A 20663-nucleotide genomic window follows, 5' to 3' on the forward strand; every position below is an offset into this window, starting at 1 on the left:
AACCGAGCGGGACCGCTACCGTTTGTTCTCTATCGCGTCTTCAGATCGTCCTTGTCCTTGATGATCTCCGTCTCCGCCTTTCCGCTCGAGTGTTCGTTGACGACGTTGTAGAACTCGTTCTGTAGCCCCGCGGGGAATGTGATGACGCCGATCCAGGATCCGTCGGGCTGCCACTCCTCGCGCTCTAAGTCGCCGAACTGGCGGACCTGCGCCTGGGCGCTGCCGGCGTACTCGGCGGGGATCTGGGCCGCGATCGTCACCTCCTCGAATCGAATCGGGATCACCGGCCGCAGCGCGTCCAGTGCGTCGTCGACCTGCTGTTGAACCGGTTCCATCGGATCGACGGTGAAGCCGGCCTCCTCGAGCGCGTTCTCGATGCGCTCGGGCGGGTGTGGCGCGTTGTCCATCTGCGGGTTGACCGCGTTCCGCGTGATGGTGTCGATCAGCTGTCTGCGCTTCTGTTCTTGCATCTCGCGGCGTTGGTCGGCCGTGATCTGGATCTCCCCCTGCTTGATCACTTCCGGGATGATCTCGAGCGGGTCCGTCGTCTCGAAGACCTTTTCGAGATCCTCCTCGGCGGGGCGGTCGCCGCGTGAGGCGTCCTCGAAGACGTCTTCCGCGGCGATCACTTCCTCTAAGTCGCCGTCGAACTCGTCGCGTTTGATCGAAAGCGCCGCATCCGGGTCTACGAGCACTTCGAAGCGCGCCCCGTGTGACTCGAGTCGCGCCGTCACCGCCTCGTCGAGCGATATCATACCAGGGAGTACCCCCGGCCGCCTAAAAGAGCTTTTCCTGACGGCATCCGCCGCGACCGTCCGGCTTTACGCGGGCCGATCGGTACGAAACCGCGAGGAGTGCCGCCGTCTCGATTACTTACTCTTCGGGTTCGTCGTCCTCACCGTCGTCGAGGAGGCCGTTCTCCTCGAGGTGGGACTCGATCTTGTCGTGGTCGAACTGTTCGAAGGACTCGCTCTCGACGTCGATCGTCGCGAGACCGACTTCGTTGGGCAGCAGCGAGCCTTCGTTGACCGACGCGAGCGCGTCGAGGGCGAGCGCGATGCCGCCGTCGAGGTCGGCTTCCTCGTCGTAGTTCTCCTCGAGATACTCCTGCAGTTCACCGCGGTCGGAGCCGACGGCCAGAGCCTTCCACTCGTATGGAGTCCCCGACGGGTCGGTCTCGAACAGGCGCGGTTCGCCGTTGTCGATACCGCCGACGATCAGCGCGACGCCGAACGGGCGGGCGCCGCCGACCTGCGTGTACTGCTGAATGTGGTCGGTGACCTCCTTGGTCAGCGTCTCGACGCCGATCGGCTCGCCGTAGCGCAGTTGGTTGACCTGCGTCTGGCGACGGGCGAAGTCGATCAGCTGGCGCGCGTCGGCGACGTGGCCGGCGCTCGCGATGCCGACGTGGTTGTCGGCCTTGTGGATCTTCTCGACGCTCGAGTCCTCGAGCAGCGGGGAGGGGACTCGCTTGTCGACGGCGAGGACGACGCCGTCCTTCGTTCGGACGCCGATACTCGCTGTTCCTCGTTTGACCGCCTCGCGGGCGTACTCGACTTGGTAGAGTCGGCCGTCCGGCGAGAAGATCGTGATACCTCGGTCGTATGCCTGCTGTTGTTGTTGTCCCTGCATAGTCTCACACTAAATCGTAATCGAGGTCTGTCGCGCCCGCAAACGCCTCATCGAGTCGCACGTCTGCACCGCATTCCCGCAGGACGGCGACTCGCTCCTCGTTCCCGAACACGACGTTTCTCTCTTCCGAATCTTGCCGGCGTTTACCTAAATAGTTTTCTTCAGCGGCACGGATCGTGCCACTGATACCGCGGACCCGAATTCCGACCGCAGCGCCGTCGATACCGTCGATACAGGCGACGGCTGCGCGAGCCGGTTCGGTCTCCCCCCGTCGGACCCGAACGATCGCCTCGCCGAGTCCGCCGGCGAACTCGAACCTGACGACCGTCATATCCGCGCGTGCGCTTCCGGGATCGCCCAACAGGTTCTGGGCCGCGTACCAACACTCGCGCTGGAACGCGCGGCGATCGATCGACGCATCGGGCCAGCTCTCGATTTCGACGGCGAGGTATCGCCAGCGCGGCTGGAGATGTTTCGGGAGGTGTTTCATGCGTCCGCGGCGGTCTCGTCGTCCGCGTCGTCGCCGGAGACGGCGTTGGCCTCGGTCGGATTCCGCTCGGCGACCAGGACGCCGACCTGATCGTGGACGCGCTCGACCGCGGTGAGCGAGAAGCCGGCGTCGGTGAAGGCATCTGCGAGGGTGCCGACGGTCGCCGGGTCGTCGACCTCGGGTGAGTAGAACGGCTCCTTGGGATCCGGTTCGCCGAAGAACATCACGTCTCCGAGGACGAATTTCCGCGGCTCGAGAGCCGCGATGACCTCGATCGCCTCGCGTTTTTCCGCGTCCGAGAGGTGGTGAAGCGCGAAGTTCGAGGTGACGACATCGACGTCGCCGTCGTAGTCGGGCTCACGGAAACTGCCGGTGGCGAACTCGAGGTTCTCCAGACCGTCTTCCTCGGCCTTCGCTTCGGCTTCGGCCATCATGCCCTCGCTGATGTCCCGGCCGACGACGCGGTCCGCGTCGGGTGCGAGCGCGAGCGCAATGGCTCCCGTTCCGGTACCCAGATCGAGGACGACGTCGTCTTCCTCGGGGGCGGCGTGCTCGATCACGAGGCTCGCACAGGCGCGATACTCGTCGGAGTTCGAGTCGTCGTACTCGCCCGCTTGCTCGTCGAATCTGGCGGCGTGATCCTCAAGGCTCTTTTTCATATCTCCCCCGTTCGACCCCCGGCTCAATGAACGACTCGGACTGGATCTCTCGGTTGCGCTCGGCGAGTCGGCCCCACTCCGCGAGCCCGTCCTCGATAAACTCGCTCGAGAACCCCAGTCGCTCCCCCACCGCGATCAGTTCGCGGGGAGCGCGCAACTCGAGGTGCGAGGCGGGGTCCGCGCTCACGACGTAGGGGGCGTCGTAGTAGTCGACGATCTCCTCGAGCTTTCGCAGCGACTGGATCTCCCTGACTCGACGACCCCCGCTCTTGCGGAGGACTCCCGAGAGGGAGAACTCGAGGCGAACGCCGTTCTCGACGGCGGCTTTCACGAGGACGTGGTTAATATCGCCGCGGTCGGCCATCGGATGGGCGAGGACGTCGAGTTTGTCGTTTTCGACCGCGAACCGATTCATGTCGTTCGTCCCGCCGTGAAGCGCGACGATGGTCTGGTCGGTGCGATAGTTGCCGACGGAGCCGCCGGCCTGCTGCGGGCTGTCGGCCCGGATCTCGACGCCCTCGACGACGTCGATGTCGTACTCCTCGCGGATCGCAGCGGCGTCGTACTCGGCCCGCGAGCCGTGGTGGTTGCGGACGACCACGCCCTCGAAGCCGTAGTCGGCCGCCGTCTTCGCGAGTCTGGCGACCGTGCTCTCTCCGTCGGGATGGGCGTGGACGGCCTCGTACATACTCGAGTCGTCTCACGGCGGCGACTTGGGGTTTGCGCCATGTACTGAGAAAATTGGAACGGAGTCGAATGGCCGGGAGCACGCCCGAACGACTGTGAGGGCGTGCGACCCAACGGAAGACGCTGCGCGTCTTCCGAGTATCGCGGAGGCGAAGCCTCCGCTCAACGGGGGAGGGCAGGCCGTCACCCGACGCGCACCGCGAGCGAAGCCGTGCGCGGCGCCACGCGCCGCGAGAAGTCGAACGGCCGAAGGCCGTGAGACGGGGTGAGCGAGCGGGCCGACGACTGATGTGAGTGAGGACTGAAAGGACGAACGAACGGAAGGAGGAGTGCTTTTGATCGAAATTTTATCGAGGGACATCGCGGTCGCGGCGTTTCGCGACCGCGATAGACCGCAGAATAAAATTTCGTTAGTTGAGAATCGACTGTGCGACCGTTGCGAGCTGGCCGTTGTCGGCCTCGTTGAGTCGGTCGTCGCCGATCTTGAGGCGGAGTCGCGGTCGGCCGACGTCGATGGGGACCTTCTCGGTGTCGATGAGGCCCATGTCCTCGAGTTTGGTCTTCGTTCGGCTAAAGGTCGCCTTGGAGGCGATGCCGACGTCCTCGCCCCACTTGCTGATGTCGTACAGCAGCGCTTCGTTCTTGGCCGCGACGAGCAGCGAAATCGTCACTTCGTCGAGCCCGTCGCCGTCGCCGCGGGCGGTCTCGAGCGAGTTGAGAATCGCCGTGAAGTCCTCCTCGGCTTCGGGACTGATCTCGTCGGCGAGCGTCTCGCGAACGGCCGTGATCGGCGGCGTTCGGAGGTTGAACTTGGAAGCGTCCGCCCAGCGACCCGCGTAGGTGTCGAACGTGTCCTCGACGAAGCTGTCGTCGTCGGTGACGAGTCCGCCGACGCGGTCGCCGGCGTGGACGACGGCAATGACGCGGTCGTCGGTGACGAGCAGTGAGTTCTCGGGGGCTTCCTCGAGCGTTCGCAGGGCGAGTGCGTCCTGGCTGATGAGGTCGGCGGCGTTCGAGGCGACGATGAAGTCGTCCATGACGTCTTTCAGCGTCCGTTCGTCGGCGAGCATGTGTACCGTCGGCAGGTCACCGTCGAACGCGGTCGCGACTGAAACGAACTCTTCGATCGCATCTGCGGACGGGTTGACCATGTACACGTCGCCTGACGCGTCCTCGAGGATGGAGTCGAGGATATCGTCAATCTGGTGGTTGAGTAAATTCGAGGTCATGTCTATACAGAAGTAAGCGTTAGCGAAGCACTTAATTTTGTTGGCCGATTCACCGCTACAACTTGAACTCTGCCGATGTTTGCGGTAGGATTTGTCGATTCTTCCATCGAATTTTCAGTACGCTTTCAAGATACAATGACGATCGCGGAACACATTGCGGCGGAGTCGTGCGATGGGCGACCCCTCGGTCGACTGTGCAGTTCACGCTCGGTTCGTGCGGATTCCCAAAAGCGGTCAGTGTGCGATCCGTGTTAGGGTCCGCTGTACGTGCTGACTCGGTTGAGAACGTTGAAATCTCCGCCCAGTGATGCCGTGACTGTAACTGTCTCGTACAGCGCCGTACTAACCTCGAGTATGAGCATCGGTTCCATACGGTACCATAGTGCACGGCGTTCTATTTAACTATACTGGGCGAGTTAAAAAATCAGCAGACACTACAAATCAATTAACAGTGGTGGCGGGTTATGGGTCGGACGCGGTACGTCGCCGACGGACAGGGTTCGATCGGCCACTGCGAAACTATCGACGCGTTCGCCATCCACGGACGGAGACTCCATTTCCCCGTACACACGCGGTAGGATCGCAACTCGCGGAAACGTTCTCGGATACGGCGATAAATTGAGCACGAGCGCGCCTGTTACCGATCCACTACGTATATGAGCGCGTCGGCCAAAGGCGGTTGCATGCGTGACACGTACCCCTGTTCTCGAGATGTGCTGGTCGACGCCGTTGATCTGTCGTCGCAGGCGACGATGCGGTCGGAGCGGCTGGGGACGAAGGGGTCACGATCTACAGTGGACCGTGATCAGCGATCGAACCGGTCTGCGAGTTCTTTCGACCAGTAGAGATCGCCATCGTAGATGACCGACGCATCGGTTTCGCGGAGTAAGGAGTGGACGCCGGACTCGGAGAGCGTGAAGTTCGACGTCCCGCCGCAGAGATACGCGTACTCGTTGTCCTCGGTGTGGGGGAAGTAGTACGACCCCGTCACTCGCGTCGAGTAACAGTCGAACGTGGCCAGATACTGGTCGGCCTCGGAGTCGAGTTCCTCGAGCGTGATGGTGATCGGTAACTGGTGTTCGCCCTGCCCGAGCGAGTGGGTTCCGTCGCCGACGACCGCGTAGTCTTTCCCCATCATGATACGCCGGCGTGCGAGCCCCATCGCGCGCTCGATACTGAACCCGTGGACGAGCAGTTTGGCGAACGTCGACCCGACCTTGATCGCGTGATCGTTTAACACCTTCGTGAAGGTAACCGCGCCGGCGACACTCCCCTTCTCGATCAGCCCCATCCCCTCGTAGTAGGAGCCACACGCGTTGAGGAAGAACGTCTGGGCGTTACACCGACTCAGGCTGTCGGTCGAGAGGTAGCCGTCCGGACAGCGCAGTCCGTCGGTCTCGCAGTGACCGATGTAGTGGACGAAATCGTGGTCGTCCTCGAAGACGCGGGCGAGGTCGGCCGTCGTCAGCGACTCCTCGACGGTGACGTCCATCGTCAACTCCGTAGAGCGCTGGCGGTAGATTCTGGCGACGTCGTCGTGCTCGCCGGCCATCTCCGGATCGTTCAGGACGACGCAGATCGAGGTCGAGTCGCTCGAGCGCTCGATGAAGTCGAGTCGGTTGTGGTAGGCGTTCAGCGTCGTTTTGAAGACGTCGATGGGAACGCCGTCCGCCAGCCAGCCGTGGACCCGGCCGTTTCGGAGTTCAGGTTTGACGATATCCACCGACGCGACTTTGCCGGCGCTCGCCCTGTCGAGTGCGGCGGTTCCGGCTCCGGAGTTTTGCCCACCTCGGTAGAAGTCCTCTAGCGACCGTTCAACCAGCTCTCGCCCCTCGAGTTCGGAGGTTCGGGGGGTGTAGATCATACTCAGGCGATCGAGCAGGAAGGGAAGGGACTCGATGCTCTCGTACGTCGGCGAGACGTACGTCGAGAGGTGCCAGTCGGGGAGTCGGTGCTCGATCGCCGCGTAGGGGACGTCGAGGTAGGTCGCGAGGCGCTCCTGTGGGCTCGCCTCGTACAGTTCGTCGGCGTCGAGTTCGAGCACCTCGAGGACGCTCAGCTCCGCCAGATCGGTTCCGTACGGGCCGGCGTTGCGCACGAGACAGTCGAGGAAGAACACTTTGCGGAGCAGTCGCTCGACGTCGCGCTCGAGCCCGGGCATCGGCGAGAGGGGTTTTTCGATCGCGTGCTCCGGAACCCGAAGCGTCGGGCGGACGGGAGCGGTCCCGCGGTGATCGCTGGTCCGGACGGTCGCCTGAAGGTAGTAGGCGAGCGGCGCGGTCACGAACAGCGACTCGTACTCCGGCGGCACGACCAGTTCGATGCCCGAGTCGGTGAAGTCGTCGCGAATACAGTCGGGGATCTCGAGGGCGTCGCCACACTCGAGAAGCGACGGATGTCCGCGAAGCGTCGGATAGGTTCGATCCGGTCCGTCCGTCTTGTGCGAGGCGGCGAGGTGGGAGATCCCCGCCGCGAGTCCGTCGGGCGTATCCGGGACGGTGATCGTTCCCGCGGGGAGTTCGTGGTGGCTCCGGAAGCCGACGATAACGCGGATCCGATCCGGAAACGTGACGACAGTCTCCTCGAAGCCGTCGGTCTTTTCGATCGTCGCCGCACCGGAAAATCGGAGATAGGTCTTGATCTCCGTATCGATGTCGACGACGTACTCGCCGGGCGGGAGCGAGAGCGGCGAGCCGTCGGGGTCGAGTTCGTGTTGCTCGTCCGAACCGAGCGAGAACACGTAGGCGACGGCGTGGGGGAACCGGAGCTCGTTCGTCGTCACGACCGCAGTTTCGTCGACCGGGCGCTGGATATCCGGGCCGGGACCATCGACGACGAGTTCGCCACCCTGGACCGACAACTCGGTGTTATCAGCGTCCGTGACGCGGAGCGTCCCGTCGTCCATCGCCCACTCTATCATTCGGTACGCTGAATGTTCCTCCGGTAAGTTAGTTGTATCGGGTGGGGGAACGAACGGGGTATCGGTCGTTCGTCAGTTAGTTGAGGGCGGCCGTCACTTTCTGATTCCTGCGGCGGCTCTCGAGCGGTCTCTCGACCCGTTCGAGACGCGCGAGTAGTGGCTCCACTTGCCGAAGACGGGTACACTTATGCGGACGCCAGACCGCACATCGAACATGGACCACGAGCACGTTCGGGACGTCGATCCCGCCGTCGCCGATGCACTCGAGGGAGAGGTAGATCGCCAGCGGAACTCGCTGCAGATGATCGCCAGCGAGAACCACGTCAGCGAGGCCGTCATCGACGCCCAGGGAAGCGCGTTGACGAACAAGTACGCCGAAGGCTATCCCGGCTCCCGGTACTACGGCGGCTGCGAATACGCCGACGAGATCGAACAGCTCGCGATCGACCGCGCCCAGGACCTGTTCGGGGCCGAGCACATCAACGTCCAGCCCCACTCGGGTACGCAGGCGAATCAGGCCGTCTACTTCGCGATGCTCGAGCCGGGCGACAAGATCCTCTCGCTGGATCTGACCCACGGCGGCCACCTGAGCCACGGCCACCCGGCGAACTTCGTCGGCCAGTTCTACGAGGTCGAACAGTACGAGGTCGACCCGGACACCGGCTACCTCGACTACGAGGGACTCGCCGAACAGGCCGACGAGTTCGAACCCGACATCATCGTCTCGGGCTACTCCGCGTACCCGCGCGAAGTCGAGTGGGAGCGCATTCAGGAGGCCGCCGACAGCGTCGGCGCGCTCCACCTCGCCGACATCGCCCACATCACGGGGCTCGTCGCTGCCGGCGTCCACGATTCGCCGGTGGGAACCGCCGACTTCGTCACCGGCTCGACCCACAAAACCATCCGCGCCGGCCGCGGCGGCATCGTCATGTGCGGCGAGGAGTACGCCGACGACATCGACTCGGCGGTGTTCCCCGGCGGACAGGGTGGCCCGCTCATGCACAACGTCGCCGGCAAGGCCGTCGGCTTCAAAGAGGCCCTCGAGCCCGACTTCCTCGAGTACGCCGAGCAGACGATCGCGAACGCGAAGGCGCTCGGCGAGAGCCTCGTCGACAACGGTTTCTCGCTGGTTTCGGACGGGACGGACAACCATCTCGTGCTCGTCGACCTCCGCGAGAGCCACCCCGACACGAGCGGCGGCGACGCCGAGGAAGCGCTCGAGGACGCCGGCATCGTCCTCAACGGGAACACGGTTCCCGGCGAGACGCGCTCGGCCTTTGACCCCTCGGGCATCCGCGCCGGTACGCCCGCGCTGACGACCCGCGGCTTCGACGAGGACGACTGCCGAAAAGTCGGCGACCTGATCGCCCGTGTGATCGACGCACCGGAAGACGAGTCGGTCATCGACGAAGTCCGCGAGGAAGTCCAGTCGCTGTGTGACGCAAACCCGCTGTACGAGTAGAAACCAGCGACAGAACCCATCAGTCACGCGAAATCAGCTTTTAATTCTCCGGTTCGCGAACAACCGTTCGTGGGATTCCGATCGTTCGTCCCGCGACGGGAGTAAGACGTGGCGGCGACCCGATATCACCGCTTCTCGAGTATCGCTCGCCACTGGAGATCGCCGTCTCTAGTCGCGGCGACGTCCCACGGCGTCCCGATCGTCGCTTCCCGGAGCCGGTCGACGCTGAACACGCGAAAGAGCAGTGTTCGCCCGACATCGCCCTCGTACTCGCAGTGGTACACTCGGTGGGCGAGTCCGGGCGCCGGATCGTCCCGGTAGGCGAAGACGTCGTTCGCAGCGTCGTCCCTCGGGATGTAGTTGTCGAGGACCGCCGTCGCGTCCGGCGTCGTCACGTATGCGAGATCCTCGAGAAATGCACGGACCCCGTCCATCGATCCTGCCAGTCCGACCTGCGTCCCGATCGAGTGAACCGACCGGAATCGATCGCGGACGAAGTGGTCGCGGAGCGAAAACATGTCCGCCTGACGGACGTCGTTCACGCCGCGATCCCGCATCGTCTCGACGAGGTGGTCGCTGACGTCGATCGCGACGGTCTCGAACTGATCCTGGTAGTAGAGGGCGTCTCTCCCCGCGCCGGCTCCCAGATCGAGCAACGGCCCGTCCATCCATCGATCCCGCCACGCGCCGTCGTCGTGTTCGCCGAAGTACCAGTCTTCGATCGCGTGCTCGCGAACGGCGTCGCCGTCACGGTCGAAAAGCGGTGCCTCTCGGTCGCCGAGGTGGTGGTCGCGGATCGCACGACCAAACGGATCAGTCGGCGTCACAGTGTGTGACACACGCTCAGATATTATAACTCTACAATGAATTTCGGTACCGATCCACACCGTATTCGGACAGCGTCTGGGCCCGAGACGCTCGTCACGGCCAGGTTCGACGCTAGCAACTCAGAAATTCGAAGCCGGGTACGATCGATTGGAGAAACGGATGGCAACCGTCAACCGCGGGCGAGAAGACGGGGCGGGGAGATTCGCGTTAGTCGTCGCCGTCCGAATCGCCGCCGATCGACTCGTGTTTGTGCAACAGCGCCATCTTGTCGCGGAGGTCCTCGCCGTCCTTGTCGTACGTGCGGACGCGGTAGACGTACAGCAGCGAGACCAGCGCGATCCAGCCGAACTGAACCGCGAGTGCGCTCGGCGCACCGAGTGCGACGAACACCATGAAGATCGCCGAGACGATGACGTTCCCCACGGCAACGACCTTCAGCAGCGGCATCGGAAGCTTGTAGAACGAGTACTCGTACCGATCCGGGAAGATCTTCGGGAGGTTCCACAGGGCGACGCCGCTGATCATGAAGCTGATGAAGATGCCGGTGACGGTGATCGTCACGAGCCAGTCGAGCACGTCGACCGTGAGTATCCCACCGAGGGGACCGGTCAGTGGCGCGACCAGCAGTGGCGGCAGGGCGAGCAACAACAGCGCGCGATTCGGCGTGCCGAATCGGTCGTCGATCCCCGCGAAGAAGTTGGGGATAACGTCGTCTCGCGCCGCGCGCATGATCGTTCGCGAGTAGGACGTGTACAGCGTGTTCGTCGTCGTCGCGGCGGCGACGAGTGCGCCGAACGCGACGAACGCGATCGCCCAGCCGGGCATGATCCCTTCCGCGACGGCTGCGAGACCGCCTTCGACGGCTTCGCCGTCGTCGCCGACGATCTCCTGCCACGGCACCGCACCGATCAGCGCCACGATGATGCCGATTGTGAGGATGGCGACGAGCGTCATCCCGGCCGCGAGCACGCGCGGGATGTTCTTCGCCGGGTTCTCGAGTTCCTCGCCGATCTCGATGATCATCGCAAAGCCTTGGAACGGAATGTACAGAGTGACGGCGGCGAGGAAGAACGGTGCGTAGCCGTCGGCGTAGGGTTCACCCTCGCCCGACGGGAACAGCGGATCGAAGTTCGACGCGTCGAACGAGGTGAATCCGCCGGCGATAAACGTCAGCATCGCCGCCATCAACAGGCAGACGAGGACGATCTGAACGTTCGCAGCGAGCCGAACGCCGACGTAGTTGAATACCAGAAACGCTCCGAGCAGGAGGTAGACCGAGAGCAGCGTGGGCAAGTCGGCAAAGACGGGGACGTACTCGGCAAAGCCGAGCGCGGCGAACAGGAGGTACGCCCAGACGGACATCACCGGCACCGCAACCCCCAAGAACCCCCAGTACGGCCCGACGAGTCGCGATGCGTAGACGTACGCCCCGCCGGCGACTGGAATCGCGCCCCCGAGTTGTAACAGCAACAGGATGCCCAACACCATCGGGATGATGGATAACAAAATCGCGACGATGATACTCGGTCCGGCAACGACTGCCATTTGAGTCGGCACGATGAAAATGCTCATCCCCACCGCCGTCCCGATGAGCAGTGCAACCGCAGCAATCGGTCCAACCTTCTCGTTAATCAGCTTGAATTCGTCTCCCGACATCGATAGTCCGTCAGAGTATGACACCCAAGGGTTCTTTAAAATACTTATTTCTAGGGAAACACGTTCGGGCGGCTCGAGTCGGCGATCGAGATTATCGACTCTCCGGTTCGCGTACCTTTTTGTGGTCGTTCCGCGACACCGTGTCTCATGGTGGACACAGAAGCGACGGCGATGTATCGAACTAGAACCGACGCCGTCACGACCGAGCGCGGCGACGGACGGCCGGTCGTCTTCGCTCATGGGACGTTGATGGATCGAACGATGTTCCGGCCGCAACTCGAGGCGCTCGCTCCCGACTACCGGGCGATCGCGTACGATTTGCGCGCGCGGACGGACCGATACGCACCGGGGTACGACCTCGGCGACCTGGTTGAAGACTGTGACGCACTGCTGGACGGAATTGGGGAAGAGAGCGCCGTCATCGGTGGGATGTCCATGGGTGGCTTCATGGCGCTACGGTTCGCGCTCGCCTACCCCGAACGCGTCGACGGGCTAATTCTGATCGACTCGATGGCGGCACCGCACGAGGCCGAAGAACAGCAGACGTACGGCCAACTCGTCGACCCGCTCGAGGGCTCGACCGATTCCACCCCGCGGTCGCTTGCGGAGGGGGTCACCGGCTACCTTTTCGGGGAGACGACCCGCGGGGAGAATCCAGCACTCGTCGACGAGTGGGTCGATCGCTGGGCGACCTATCCCGGCGCGGCCGTGTACAACGAACTCCACTCCTGGCTCGAGCGACCCGACGTCACAGACCGGCTCTCTGCGATCGACGTCCCAGTCCTCATCGTCCACGGCGAGGAGGATCCCTCGATCGATCCCTCGCGGGCGGAACCGATGCTCGAGGAGCTTCCGGACGCCAGCATGGAACGGATTCCTGACGCGGGCCACACGTCGAACCTCGAGCGGCCGGAGCCGGTCAACGAAGCGATTCGATCGTTCCTCGAGGAACGGTTCTGAGCAGAAACCCACACACGTTCACGCGAATAGTATACACCTCCGTGCGTATTTGAACTGTTGTGATACTGATTCTGAGCACGAACCCGAGGGTTGATTAGCCTCGCGGTCGCCCACTCGAACAATGACGGAGATCATCGACGGCAACGCGGTCGCGAGCCAGATTCGTGACGATCTGACGGACGCAATCGAAACGCTCGCCGACGCGGGCGCACGGCCGGGGCTGGCGACCGTCCTGATGGGCGACGACCCGGCCAGTCAGACCTACGTGAACATGAAACAGCGCGACTGCGAGGAGGTCGGCATCGAGAGCATCCACGTCGATGTCGACGGGGACGCGCCCCCCGAAGAGCTGTACGAGACGATCGCCGATCTCAACGACGATCCGGAGGTTCACGGCTACATTGTGCAGGCGCCCGTTCCGGATCACGTCGACTACCGCGAGGTCATCCGTCGCGTCGATCCCGCGAAGGACGTCGACGGCTTTCACCCCGAGAACGTCGGTCGCGTCGTCGCCGGCGACGCTCGATTCCGACCCTGTACGCCCCACGGCGTCCAGAAACTGCTCGAGAGCGCCGGCGTCGAGACCGAAGGGAAGGACGTGACGATCGTCGGCCGGTCGGACATCGTCGGCAAGCCGCTGGCGAATCTGTTGATCCAGAAAGCCGACGACGGCAACGCGACGGTGACAGTCTGTCACTCCCGGACCGAAAACCTCGGCGAGAAGACCCGCAACGCGGACGTCGTCGTCGCCGCGGCCGGGGTTCCCGAACTGATCGACGGCTCGATGGTCGGCGAGGGGGGCGTCGTGATCGACGTCGGTGTCAATCGCGTCGATGCCGACACCGAGAAGGGGTACGAACTCGTCGGCGACGTCGAGTTCGAGAGCGCGAAAGAACAGGCCAGCGCGATCACGCCCGTTCCCGGCGGCGTCGGCCCCATGACGCGTGCGATGTTACTCTATAATACGGTCGAGGCGGCGAGCCAGCAGGCGGACGTCGACGTCGAGTTGCCCTGAGACACGGTCTATTCGACTCGGCTTCTCTTACCCGTGTCGAGTTCGCCGCACCCCTTCTTCGATCGCTTGCCGGAGTTCGTGTGGCCGTTCCGATCCGAGAAAGATCGCCGGGCCGTTCGTCCGGTGTATTTCGACGCCGTCGCTCGCGTTCGGTCGATACTCCCAGCCCCACCGCGTCCGCCGGAGCCCGTACTGATAGGCGCGACGCTCGCTCCGCCGGACGGCTTCGATCTCCTCGAACGAAATGTAGCGCTCCGACCAGTGGAACGGACTAAACCGGAAGTACACGCCGTCGTCGCGGACCGTCGTTCGGAGCGTCGATCGAAGAATCAGCGGAATCGGTCCCAGGACGGCCACCACGATCACGACGACGAGCCCGGCCCCCCGAAGCGTCGGCCCCCCGGCCTCGAGGACCGCGACGAGGGCGACCACGAGCGCCGGTACTGAGAGCGCGACCAGCGCCGGTCCGAGCCAGGAGGGGAGCGACTGATGCTCTTCGAACGTCGACTCCGTTCCGCTCAGTCCACGCTCGACCCCCACGCCGATCAGCTACTCCCATCGAACTCGAGCGCCTCCAGTCGGTCCTGTGCCTGCGAAAACGCCACCTCATCGCCGCGCAACCCGTTCGCGAGGTCGCGAGTCGCCTCGACCAGACGGTCGGCCGTCCGAGGGTCGATGTCGCCCTCGAGCATCCGAATTCGAGTGACGTGTTCGCCGAGCGTCTCGAGGGCGGTGCGCTCGGCGGTCGTCAGCTCGCGGTCCTCGACCCAGGTTCGAACGTCGCGCCGGTAGTCGCGGACGGCGTTCGCGTACGCGAGTCCGCGGGCTGCACGAAGGGAGTGCGGAACCTCCGCTGCGGGCAGCCGTTCACCAGTGTCAGCGTCGCGAAGCAGGGAGAGAAAGTAGAGTTCCTCGCGCTCCTCGAGACGCATATCCCGGGCGACGATATCGGCCACGTGGAGCAGTTCGCCGGCAGCCAGGTAGCTGTCGTCGAGGTCGCGGAGGTCGCCGGCGTTGACGAATCCGCGGCGGCGGATATACTCGCGGCACGCGTCGCGGGCGCGATCCGCGAGGTCGTCGTTCGAGACTTCGTCGATGGCGTTGCGGACCGCCGTGAGGTCGAACGCCACCGGCATATCGGTGTGTTCGGTTCGGTCGTCGACGCCGACGCTGCGGAGGCTGCCACAGGCCGGACAGCCGACGCTGCCCGTCTCGTAGTACGACCAGCGGGTCCCACACTCCGTACACTCTCGCTCACCCCGTATTTTCATGCGTGACCGTACGGACAGGACACCAAAAACCACACCGGAGTCGAGCGCTCGGACTTGCAGCGCGCTGGTGTGTGTCCGACGGACCGAGTCGAGCACCGCTCTCGAGGGCACTACGGCTTCCTGACGAACAATCCGGCCGCGGAGATGCCGCCGATCCCGATCGTGAGCCAGTACGTACTGAGCCGATAGATGAGCGCGACCGTCAGGGCAGCGGCTGGCTCGAGCGAGCCAAGCGTGGTGAGTCCGGCCGTCACGACCGCTTCGACACCGCCGGTTCCGCCGGGGGAGGGGACGACCGATCCGAGTTTCCCGAGCGCGACGACGATAGCAACGACGGGAAGGGTGAGGTGATAGCCCAGCGCGATGGCGCCGATGTACACCGGGAGCATCAGGAAGGCCATGCCGAGATGGGCGTAGACGGACGCGATTACGAGGGTCCGTTTGTCCGCGGTTATCGTCTCGACCGTCGTATAGAACCCGTCCAGTCGCGACCGAACGGCACCGGCGGAGAGCTGTTGATCGAACCGGTCGGTAAATCGGCCGACGATACGGCGACCGACTTCGGCAATCCCGAGAACGAGCCTGTAGACGACGATCGGTCGACGGACACCGACGAATACGAGCGAGGCGACGACGACGAACAGAACACCGAACGCGGCGAGCTGAGTGCTCATTCCGGTACCGATTGCACCACCGGTGGCGATCATCCCGAGCGCCAGAAAGCCGAACGTGTAGTAGGGGATGTAGTTCAGTAGGTCGGCGGAGATGATGCTCGCGAGTCCGTCTTCGTAGGCCATCTCACCGTCGCGCGAGACCAGATAGGCCACGAACGGCTCCGTCGCGAGCTGGCCGTACGGCGTCGCGTACTTGACGAACATCGCCGTCAAGAAGATCCCGGCGATCCGACTGCGGGGCATCGTGTCGTCTACCAGCGAGACGAACCGCCCCCAGACCAGGCCGCGAAAGGTCAGTGCGAGCAGTCCGGAGAGAGCCCCCAGACCCAGCAACCGAATGTTGGCCGTCGACAGTTCCGCGACGATGTCCTGACTACCGACGGCGCGAACGAGGAGGGCGAGGAGGGCGACGGCGAACACGAAACCGAGGGCGATCCGGCGCTTCACGACCCGAACATTGCACTGACCCTACAACTATGTTATGAATCCGTCGGCGCTCGTAATATACGTTCTCGATCGACGCCCAATCGATAGACGGCTCCGACGTCAGTCCACGAACGGAGGGCTCGCAAACGGTGTCTCTCGACCGACTATTTCACCGGTCCAGCCGGAGTTACTCGCCGAACGATTCTCGCTCGATGACGGTCACACGTTCTGTGGTTACGTTCAACACGTCATTAACGGGCGGCAGTTGCAGGCCGCACTGAAACCAACGGAAAGGTCCTATCCAGAGATATGTCCGATTCAGAACTGAACCGACGTAAGTTCGTTGCCGCAGCAGGTACCGCAAGTGCACTCGTCCTCGCCGGCTGTGCCGACGAGGGTCCCGGTGACGATGAGGAAGAAGAAGATCCGGGGATGGACGAAGAGGATCCTGATGAAGAAGAGCCGGAAGACGAAGAAGAGGATCCAATGGAGGATGAGGAAGACGAAGAAGAAGACGACGACGAGACCTACACGCTGACAGTCACCGTCGAAGATCAGGACGGCGAGCCCGCCGAAGGTGCGACCGTCGAACTCGACGAGGCCGACGACGACCTCCTGGACGACGAAGACGACGAGGAAGACGAGGAAGACGACGACCTGATGGACGACGACGAGGACGACGAGAACGACGAGAACGACGAAGCCGAAACCGACGCATCCATCCAGGACGACGACGAGGATGACGAGAACGGCCTCGACGACGAAGATGAAGACGAAGACGAGAACGGACTCGACGACGAAGACGACGAAGAAGACGAAGAAGACGACGACCTGATGGACGATGACGAGGAACACGACTTCCCGCTCGAGGAGGAGACCGACGAAAACGGGGAAGTCGAGTTCGACGACCTCGAGGATGGCGAGTACACGGTCACCGCCGAACACGACGGCGAGGAAGCCGAGGACGACGTCGAGATCGACGGCGACGACGAGGAACTGACGCTGACGCTCGGTGAGGACGAGGCTGATGACGACGAAGACGATGACGAAGAAGACGACCTGACGGACGACAACGGAGACGACGAGAACGGGGACGACGAAGACAACTGACTCTGGTCGAGAACGCCGTCGACACCCGAGTACACGTCGCGGAAACACGCGAATTCAGGCGGCCGATCGACTAATCGGCTGCCGCATCCCACTGATTTTTTCGCACGACAAACCGGCCAGCGGCTGCTGTCGGAAGGGCTCCTCGAAACAGACTTTAGGGGTCGAGACGTAAGTGAGCCTCCCGACGTTCGGGGCGTCATACGGTTTGCTGTACCGATTTGCCGGCGGGGCCGTTGGATGGGTTTCGGTCCCGCCGAAAATGACTTATAGCGGACAGTATCCGTCGTGGGCCACCCTGCGTGGAACCGTTCCCGTAAACCGTTTGTACAACTGTTACCGGATCGAAACCGGCGGCTTCACGCTGAAAGCGACGGGAACAGTCTCGAGGAACGATCCTAATCCGGTGTTGGTCCTTCGACACCCGCTGTTACTCCCCGTCTCGAACGAACGATGCTCGTCACCGGCGACAGCTGTCGAACCGTCGTCGAACGACTGCCGGTGGATTCCGGCCCAGCAAGCCCGATCACGGCGACCTTTTTTCCGTTCCGCACGCGTACTGACCACCCATGCGAGACGAAGAAGAGATCCGCGAGCAGTACGAGTTCCTCACCGAGCACCTCGAGAGCGAGGAGATGCGCCACGACGGCGTCAGAGAGATGTTTACCTACTACAAACGCGCGATCGGCTGGGTGCTCGAGGAAGAACACATCTGACTGTCCGGAGAACGGACGTATCACCAGTCCGGTCGGTGTCGTTACCTTTAAGTATACTCGGCAAAATCGTTCACCTGACGCTTCGCTTGGAGGGCCGAAGCGTCAGCGGGGACCAATTCAGGGCGGCAAGCGATCGCGTGGCATTTTTCCGCCACGCGATTTGCTTTCCTGTTTCGAAAACTACGAACCGAACAGCGCCAGCCACGTTCGTTGGCGAATCCAGAGAGTTCGAGCGGCGGCCTTCGCGTCCCACTATTATAATAATACCGAACTTATTTGGCTGGACTGTAAACATGAACCGCGCGTTACCTAACTCCATCCGAAAACTCATCATGGACGTTATCATTCGGTTTTGCTCCAGAAATCGATTCTCGACGGTAATATCCCGGTTTCGATCGAAACAACCCGATAGCCTTATTAAAATTCGACAGTAAGTGCAATTGGTACTTTCCCAATGTACGACCTGACAGGATTCCAGCGTGACCTGCTGTACGTTATCGCCGGCGAGGAGGAACCCCACGGACTGGCAATCAAAGAGGAACTCGAGCAGTACTACGAGAAGGAGATCCACCACGGCCGACTCTACCCGAACCTCGATACGCTCGTCGACAAAGGGCTCGTCGAGAAGGGGCGACGCGACCGCCGGACTAACTTCTACACGCTCACGCGTCGCGGCCGACGCGAACTCGAGGCCCGCCGCGACTGGGAAGGACAGTACGTCGAACTCTAGGCCGTGGTTCGGTCACGGACGATCACCGCGGTCGTCGGACTGCTGTGCGGACTGGTAGTGAGCGTCGCTGCCTGGGTGTACTTCGAGACAGTTCTGTTCTTTCTGTTCCTCCCGTTCGTTCCGTTCGTCTTCGGGTGGGGCCGGTCGAACGGAACGGACGAACGAAGCCGCCAGCGGACGGCGAAACGGTGTCCGGCGTGTTCGTTCCGAACCACGGACCCGTCGTTCGAGTACTGTCCGCGAGACGGGCGACGACTGCGCGAGGAGTCTGTGTAGCCCTCGAGCGGTCCTGCACGTGATCGCTGGCACAGTGCGACGCCGACGAGCGACCGTCACCATCGCTGCCGTCGATTTTCAGCGAGAGCCGCCCGCGCCGACGACTCCGGCAGGCCGCTTATGTGTGCTCGTGGTGAACGTTCGGGAGTGAACGAGGTTACGTTGCAGCTCGCGGACGCGCCGCTGGACGAGACCGTCGTCCGGCTCGCCCTCGCCGGAGCGCTCGGAATGTTTCTCGGCCTCGAGCGCGAGTGGTCCCAAAAGTCGGCCGGCATCCGGACGTTCTCGTTGATCAGTCTCCTCGGGGCCGTCTTCACTCTGCTGGCGTCCGAGACCGATATCGGCGAAGGACTGCTCGTGCTCGGCGGCATTCTCGTCATCGTTCAGGGCGTGTTGCTGGCCGTCCAGGGGCTGTTGGACGACGATGGCGAAACCGGGCTCTCGCTGACGACGTCGGTGTCGATGCTCGTCGCCTACGGAATCGGCGCGCTGGTCGCCGCCGGCTTCATCCTCGAGGGCGTCACGGTCGCCGTGCTCTCGTCGCTGCTGCTCGTCCTCAAGCGCGAACTCCACGAGTTCGCGTGGGGGCTCTCCCGCGAGGAGATGCGCTCGACGACCGAGTTCGCCATCCTCGCGTTCGTCGTCTACCCGCTGTTGCCCGCCGAGTGGAATCCCGAGGTCGCCGGAATCGTCATCCCGCTCGAGCCACAGGTGATCTGGCTGATGGTCGTCGCCGTCGCCGGAATCGGGATCGTCAACTACGCGATCGTCTCGACCTACGGCGGCCGGGGGATCGCGGTGACCGGCTTCTTCGGCGGGCTGGCCTCCTCGACGGCCGTCGTCGGGACGATGCTCGATCACGTCCGTCAGCGCCCCGAAGCGGCGTCGTACGCCGTCGCCGCGATCCTCCTCGCGAACGCGGCGATGGCCGCGCGCAACCTCGCCATCGCGGTGGGCTTTACGGTTGGCAGCGACACCGCCGTCCTTCTCGAGGCGATCATCCCGCTCGGGGCGGTCATCGTGATCGCGTTCGCCATCGCGGCCACGACCGCTGACTGGCGCGAATCCGGGCCGATCGAACTCGAGAGCCCGTTCTCGATGAAGAACGCGCTCGCGTTCGGGGCGGTCTTCCTCGTCGTGCTCGTCTTCGGATCGCTCGCCGAGACTTGGTTCGGCACGCTCGGCTTCTACGCAACCGCCGTCGCGAGCGGCTTCGTCTCGAGCGCGGGCGCGACCACCTCGGCCGTCGTCCTCTACCGCGGCGGGCAACTGGGCGCAGCGGAGGCGACGATCGCGATCCTGCTCGCGACGGTCTCGAGTATCTTGGTCAAAACGCTGCTCGCGTCGACGTCGTCGAACCACGACTTTCGAAAACAGGTCGCAGCCTACAGCGGACTGCTCCTGCTCGGTGGCGCGTTGGCGTCGGTTATCGTCGTCATATAGGGCTCGAGTCCCGCTTTGCTCCCGGTCGTCGTACGAAAGCCCCGGCCTCTTCTCGCTCCCGTGTGAACGCGTGGTACGATGCTCGGAGCACTCTCGGTCGGCAAAAAGGCGGTGTCGTTCGGCTACAAACGCTACGGCGTTCCCGGAGCGGTCGCCTCGGGCGGAGCCGTCCTGATCGGCTACGTCGTCGTTCGGCGCGCCCTGCAGGCGGCGACGGAGGCAGACGAGGACTCGCTCGGCGCGGCTATCGACGCCGAGTCGCTCGAGGCGGCGATCGACCAGAACGGGCTGCAAGCCGTCACGAACGTCGGAACCATCGACGAGGCGATCGATCGGGAACAGCTGCGATCGAACGTCGACATCGGCAACGTCCAGTCGGACGTCGAGTCGTCGATCGAGGAGACGGACGAGTTCGACGACGAGTACGAACAGGGGCCGGGCGCGACGTAGGACGCCCCCTCCCGACGAAACGCCGGCGCCGA

Annotated in this window: 21 protein-coding genes; 9 read left to right on the forward strand and 12 right to left on the reverse strand. The window is 63.4% G+C overall.

The genetic code is table 11. The annotated features are described in order from the left end of the window. Positions 1 to 29: 29 nt before the first annotated feature. From ACSFDB_RS00280 to ACSFDB_RS00310, 7 genes are all read right to left on the reverse strand, one after another. Positions 30 to 755, reverse strand: a complete 726-nt coding sequence (locus tag ACSFDB_RS00280; protein WP_440769069.1) for a ribosome assembly factor SBDS — start codon at positions 753 to 755, stop codon at positions 30 to 32. A gap of 118 nt (positions 756 to 873) precedes the next feature. Then, positions 874 to 1632, reverse strand: coding sequence for an archaeal proteasome endopeptidase complex subunit alpha (gene psmA, locus ACSFDB_RS00285; protein ID WP_440769070.1), 759 nt, complete (start codon positions 1630 to 1632; stop codon positions 874 to 876). 4 nt (positions 1633 to 1636) lie between these two features. After that, a complete protein-coding gene (locus ACSFDB_RS00290; RefSeq protein WP_440769071.1) occupies positions 1637 to 2122 on the reverse strand; it encodes an Rpp14/Pop5 family protein in 486 nt (161 codons plus the stop codon). After that, positions 2119 to 2781 (reverse strand): class I SAM-dependent methyltransferase, encoded by a 663-nt coding sequence (locus tag ACSFDB_RS00295; protein ID WP_440769072.1) that lies wholly within the window; start codon positions 2779 to 2781, stop codon positions 2119 to 2121. The genes ACSFDB_RS00290 and ACSFDB_RS00295 overlap by 4 nt, the downstream gene beginning before the upstream one ends. Continuing rightward, a complete protein-coding gene (locus tag ACSFDB_RS00300; RefSeq protein ID WP_440769073.1) occupies positions 2765 to 3469 on the reverse strand; it encodes an RNase P subunit p30 family protein in 705 nt (234 codons plus the stop codon). Before ACSFDB_RS00300 ends, ACSFDB_RS00295 begins: the two co-directional genes overlap by 17 nt. A gap of 409 nt (positions 3470 to 3878) precedes the next feature. Beyond that, positions 3879 to 4697: a transcriptional regulator TbsP gene (tbsP, locus tag ACSFDB_RS00305; RefSeq protein ID WP_440769074.1), complete on the reverse strand. Its 819-nt coding sequence runs from the start codon at positions 4695 to 4697 to the stop codon at positions 3879 to 3881. Positions 4698 to 5502: 805 nt separating this feature from the next. After that, a complete protein-coding gene (locus tag ACSFDB_RS00310; RefSeq protein ID WP_440769075.1) occupies positions 5503 to 7617 on the reverse strand; it encodes a hypothetical protein in 2115 nt (704 codons plus the stop codon). Between the two features lie 214 nt (positions 7618 to 7831). Between ACSFDB_RS00310 and glyA the strand changes: the two genes are divergently transcribed. After that, positions 7832 to 9079, forward strand: coding sequence for a serine hydroxymethyltransferase (gene glyA / locus ACSFDB_RS00315; RefSeq protein ID WP_440769076.1), 1248 nt, complete (start codon positions 7832 to 7834; stop codon positions 9077 to 9079). A 125-nt stretch (positions 9080 to 9204) separates the two neighbouring features. Here glyA and ACSFDB_RS00320 read toward each other — a convergent pair whose 3' ends face one another. Further along, on the reverse strand, positions 9205 to 9906 hold the full coding sequence (locus tag ACSFDB_RS00320; RefSeq protein WP_440769077.1) for a class I SAM-dependent methyltransferase: 702 nt from the start codon (positions 9904 to 9906) through the stop codon (positions 9205 to 9207). A 208-nt stretch (positions 9907 to 10114) separates the two neighbouring features. Next, positions 10115 to 11563, reverse strand: a complete 1449-nt coding sequence (locus ACSFDB_RS00325; RefSeq protein WP_440769078.1) for an APC family permease — start codon at positions 11561 to 11563, stop codon at positions 10115 to 10117. Between the two features lie 147 nt (positions 11564 to 11710). On the opposite strand from ACSFDB_RS00325, the gene ACSFDB_RS00330 reads away from it, so the two are divergent. Together ACSFDB_RS00330 and ACSFDB_RS00335 are read left to right on the forward strand one after the other, a co-directional pair. Then, on the forward strand, positions 11711 to 12523 hold the full coding sequence (locus tag ACSFDB_RS00330; protein ID WP_440769079.1) for an alpha/beta fold hydrolase: 813 nt from the start codon (positions 11711 to 11713) through the stop codon (positions 12521 to 12523). 121 nt (positions 12524 to 12644) lie between these two features. After that, the gene (locus tag ACSFDB_RS00335) at positions 12645 to 13538 is read left to right on the forward strand and encodes a bifunctional methylenetetrahydrofolate dehydrogenase/methenyltetrahydrofolate cyclohydrolase (RefSeq protein WP_440769080.1); all 894 of its coding nucleotides are present in this window, start codon (positions 12645 to 12647) and stop codon (positions 13536 to 13538) included. A gap of 27 nt (positions 13539 to 13565) precedes the next feature. On the opposite strand, the gene ACSFDB_RS00340 is transcribed toward ACSFDB_RS00335, so the two are convergent. From ACSFDB_RS00340 to ACSFDB_RS00350, 3 genes are all read right to left on the reverse strand, one after another. Next, complete coding sequence (locus ACSFDB_RS00340; protein ID WP_440769081.1) at positions 13566 to 14078, reverse strand: hypothetical protein; 513 nt, start codon at positions 14076 to 14078, stop codon at positions 13566 to 13568. Positions 14079 to 14083: 5 nt separating this feature from the next. Continuing rightward, positions 14084 to 14809 (reverse strand): DUF7117 family protein, encoded by a 726-nt coding sequence (locus tag ACSFDB_RS00345; protein WP_440769082.1) that lies wholly within the window; start codon positions 14807 to 14809, stop codon positions 14084 to 14086. A 110-nt stretch (positions 14810 to 14919) separates the two neighbouring features. Beyond that, complete coding sequence (locus ACSFDB_RS00350) at positions 14920 to 15930, reverse strand: lysylphosphatidylglycerol synthase transmembrane domain-containing protein (RefSeq protein WP_440769083.1); 1011 nt, start codon at positions 15928 to 15930, stop codon at positions 14920 to 14922. A gap of 288 nt (positions 15931 to 16218) precedes the next feature. On the opposite strand from ACSFDB_RS00350, the gene ACSFDB_RS00355 reads away from it, so the two are divergent. The 6 genes from ACSFDB_RS00355 (at position 16219) to ACSFDB_RS00380 (ending at position 20631) form a co-directional block, all read left to right on the forward strand. Then, the gene (locus ACSFDB_RS00355) at positions 16219 to 17019 is read left to right on the forward strand and encodes a hypothetical protein (protein WP_440769084.1); all 801 of its coding nucleotides are present in this window, start codon (positions 16219 to 16221) and stop codon (positions 17017 to 17019) included. Positions 17020 to 17585: 566 nt separating this feature from the next. Beyond that, positions 17586 to 17732: a DUF8555 family protein gene (locus ACSFDB_RS00360; protein ID WP_440765222.1), complete on the forward strand. Its 147-nt coding sequence runs from the start codon at positions 17586 to 17588 to the stop codon at positions 17730 to 17732. Positions 17733 to 18186: 454 nt separating this feature from the next. Then, on the forward strand, positions 18187 to 18462 hold the full coding sequence (locus tag ACSFDB_RS00365) for a PadR family transcriptional regulator (protein WP_076578009.1): 276 nt from the start codon (positions 18187 to 18189) through the stop codon (positions 18460 to 18462). A 57-nt stretch (positions 18463 to 18519) separates the two neighbouring features. Then, positions 18520 to 18738, forward strand: coding sequence for a hypothetical protein (locus ACSFDB_RS00370; RefSeq protein ID WP_440769085.1), 219 nt, complete (start codon positions 18520 to 18522; stop codon positions 18736 to 18738). Positions 18739 to 18885: 147 nt separating this feature from the next. Continuing rightward, positions 18886 to 20181, forward strand: a complete 1296-nt coding sequence (locus tag ACSFDB_RS00375; protein WP_440769086.1) for an MgtC/SapB family protein — start codon at positions 18886 to 18888, stop codon at positions 20179 to 20181. Between the two features lie 78 nt (positions 20182 to 20259). After that, positions 20260 to 20631 (forward strand): hypothetical protein, encoded by a 372-nt coding sequence (locus tag ACSFDB_RS00380; protein WP_440769087.1) that lies wholly within the window; start codon positions 20260 to 20262, stop codon positions 20629 to 20631. The last annotated feature ends 32 nt before the right edge of the window (positions 20632 to 20663 follow it).

Origin of the sequence: Natronorubrum amylolyticum, assembly GCF_052040145.1 — an archaeon.
Lineage (GTDB): Archaea > Halobacteriota > Halobacteria > Halobacteriales > Natrialbaceae > Natronorubrum.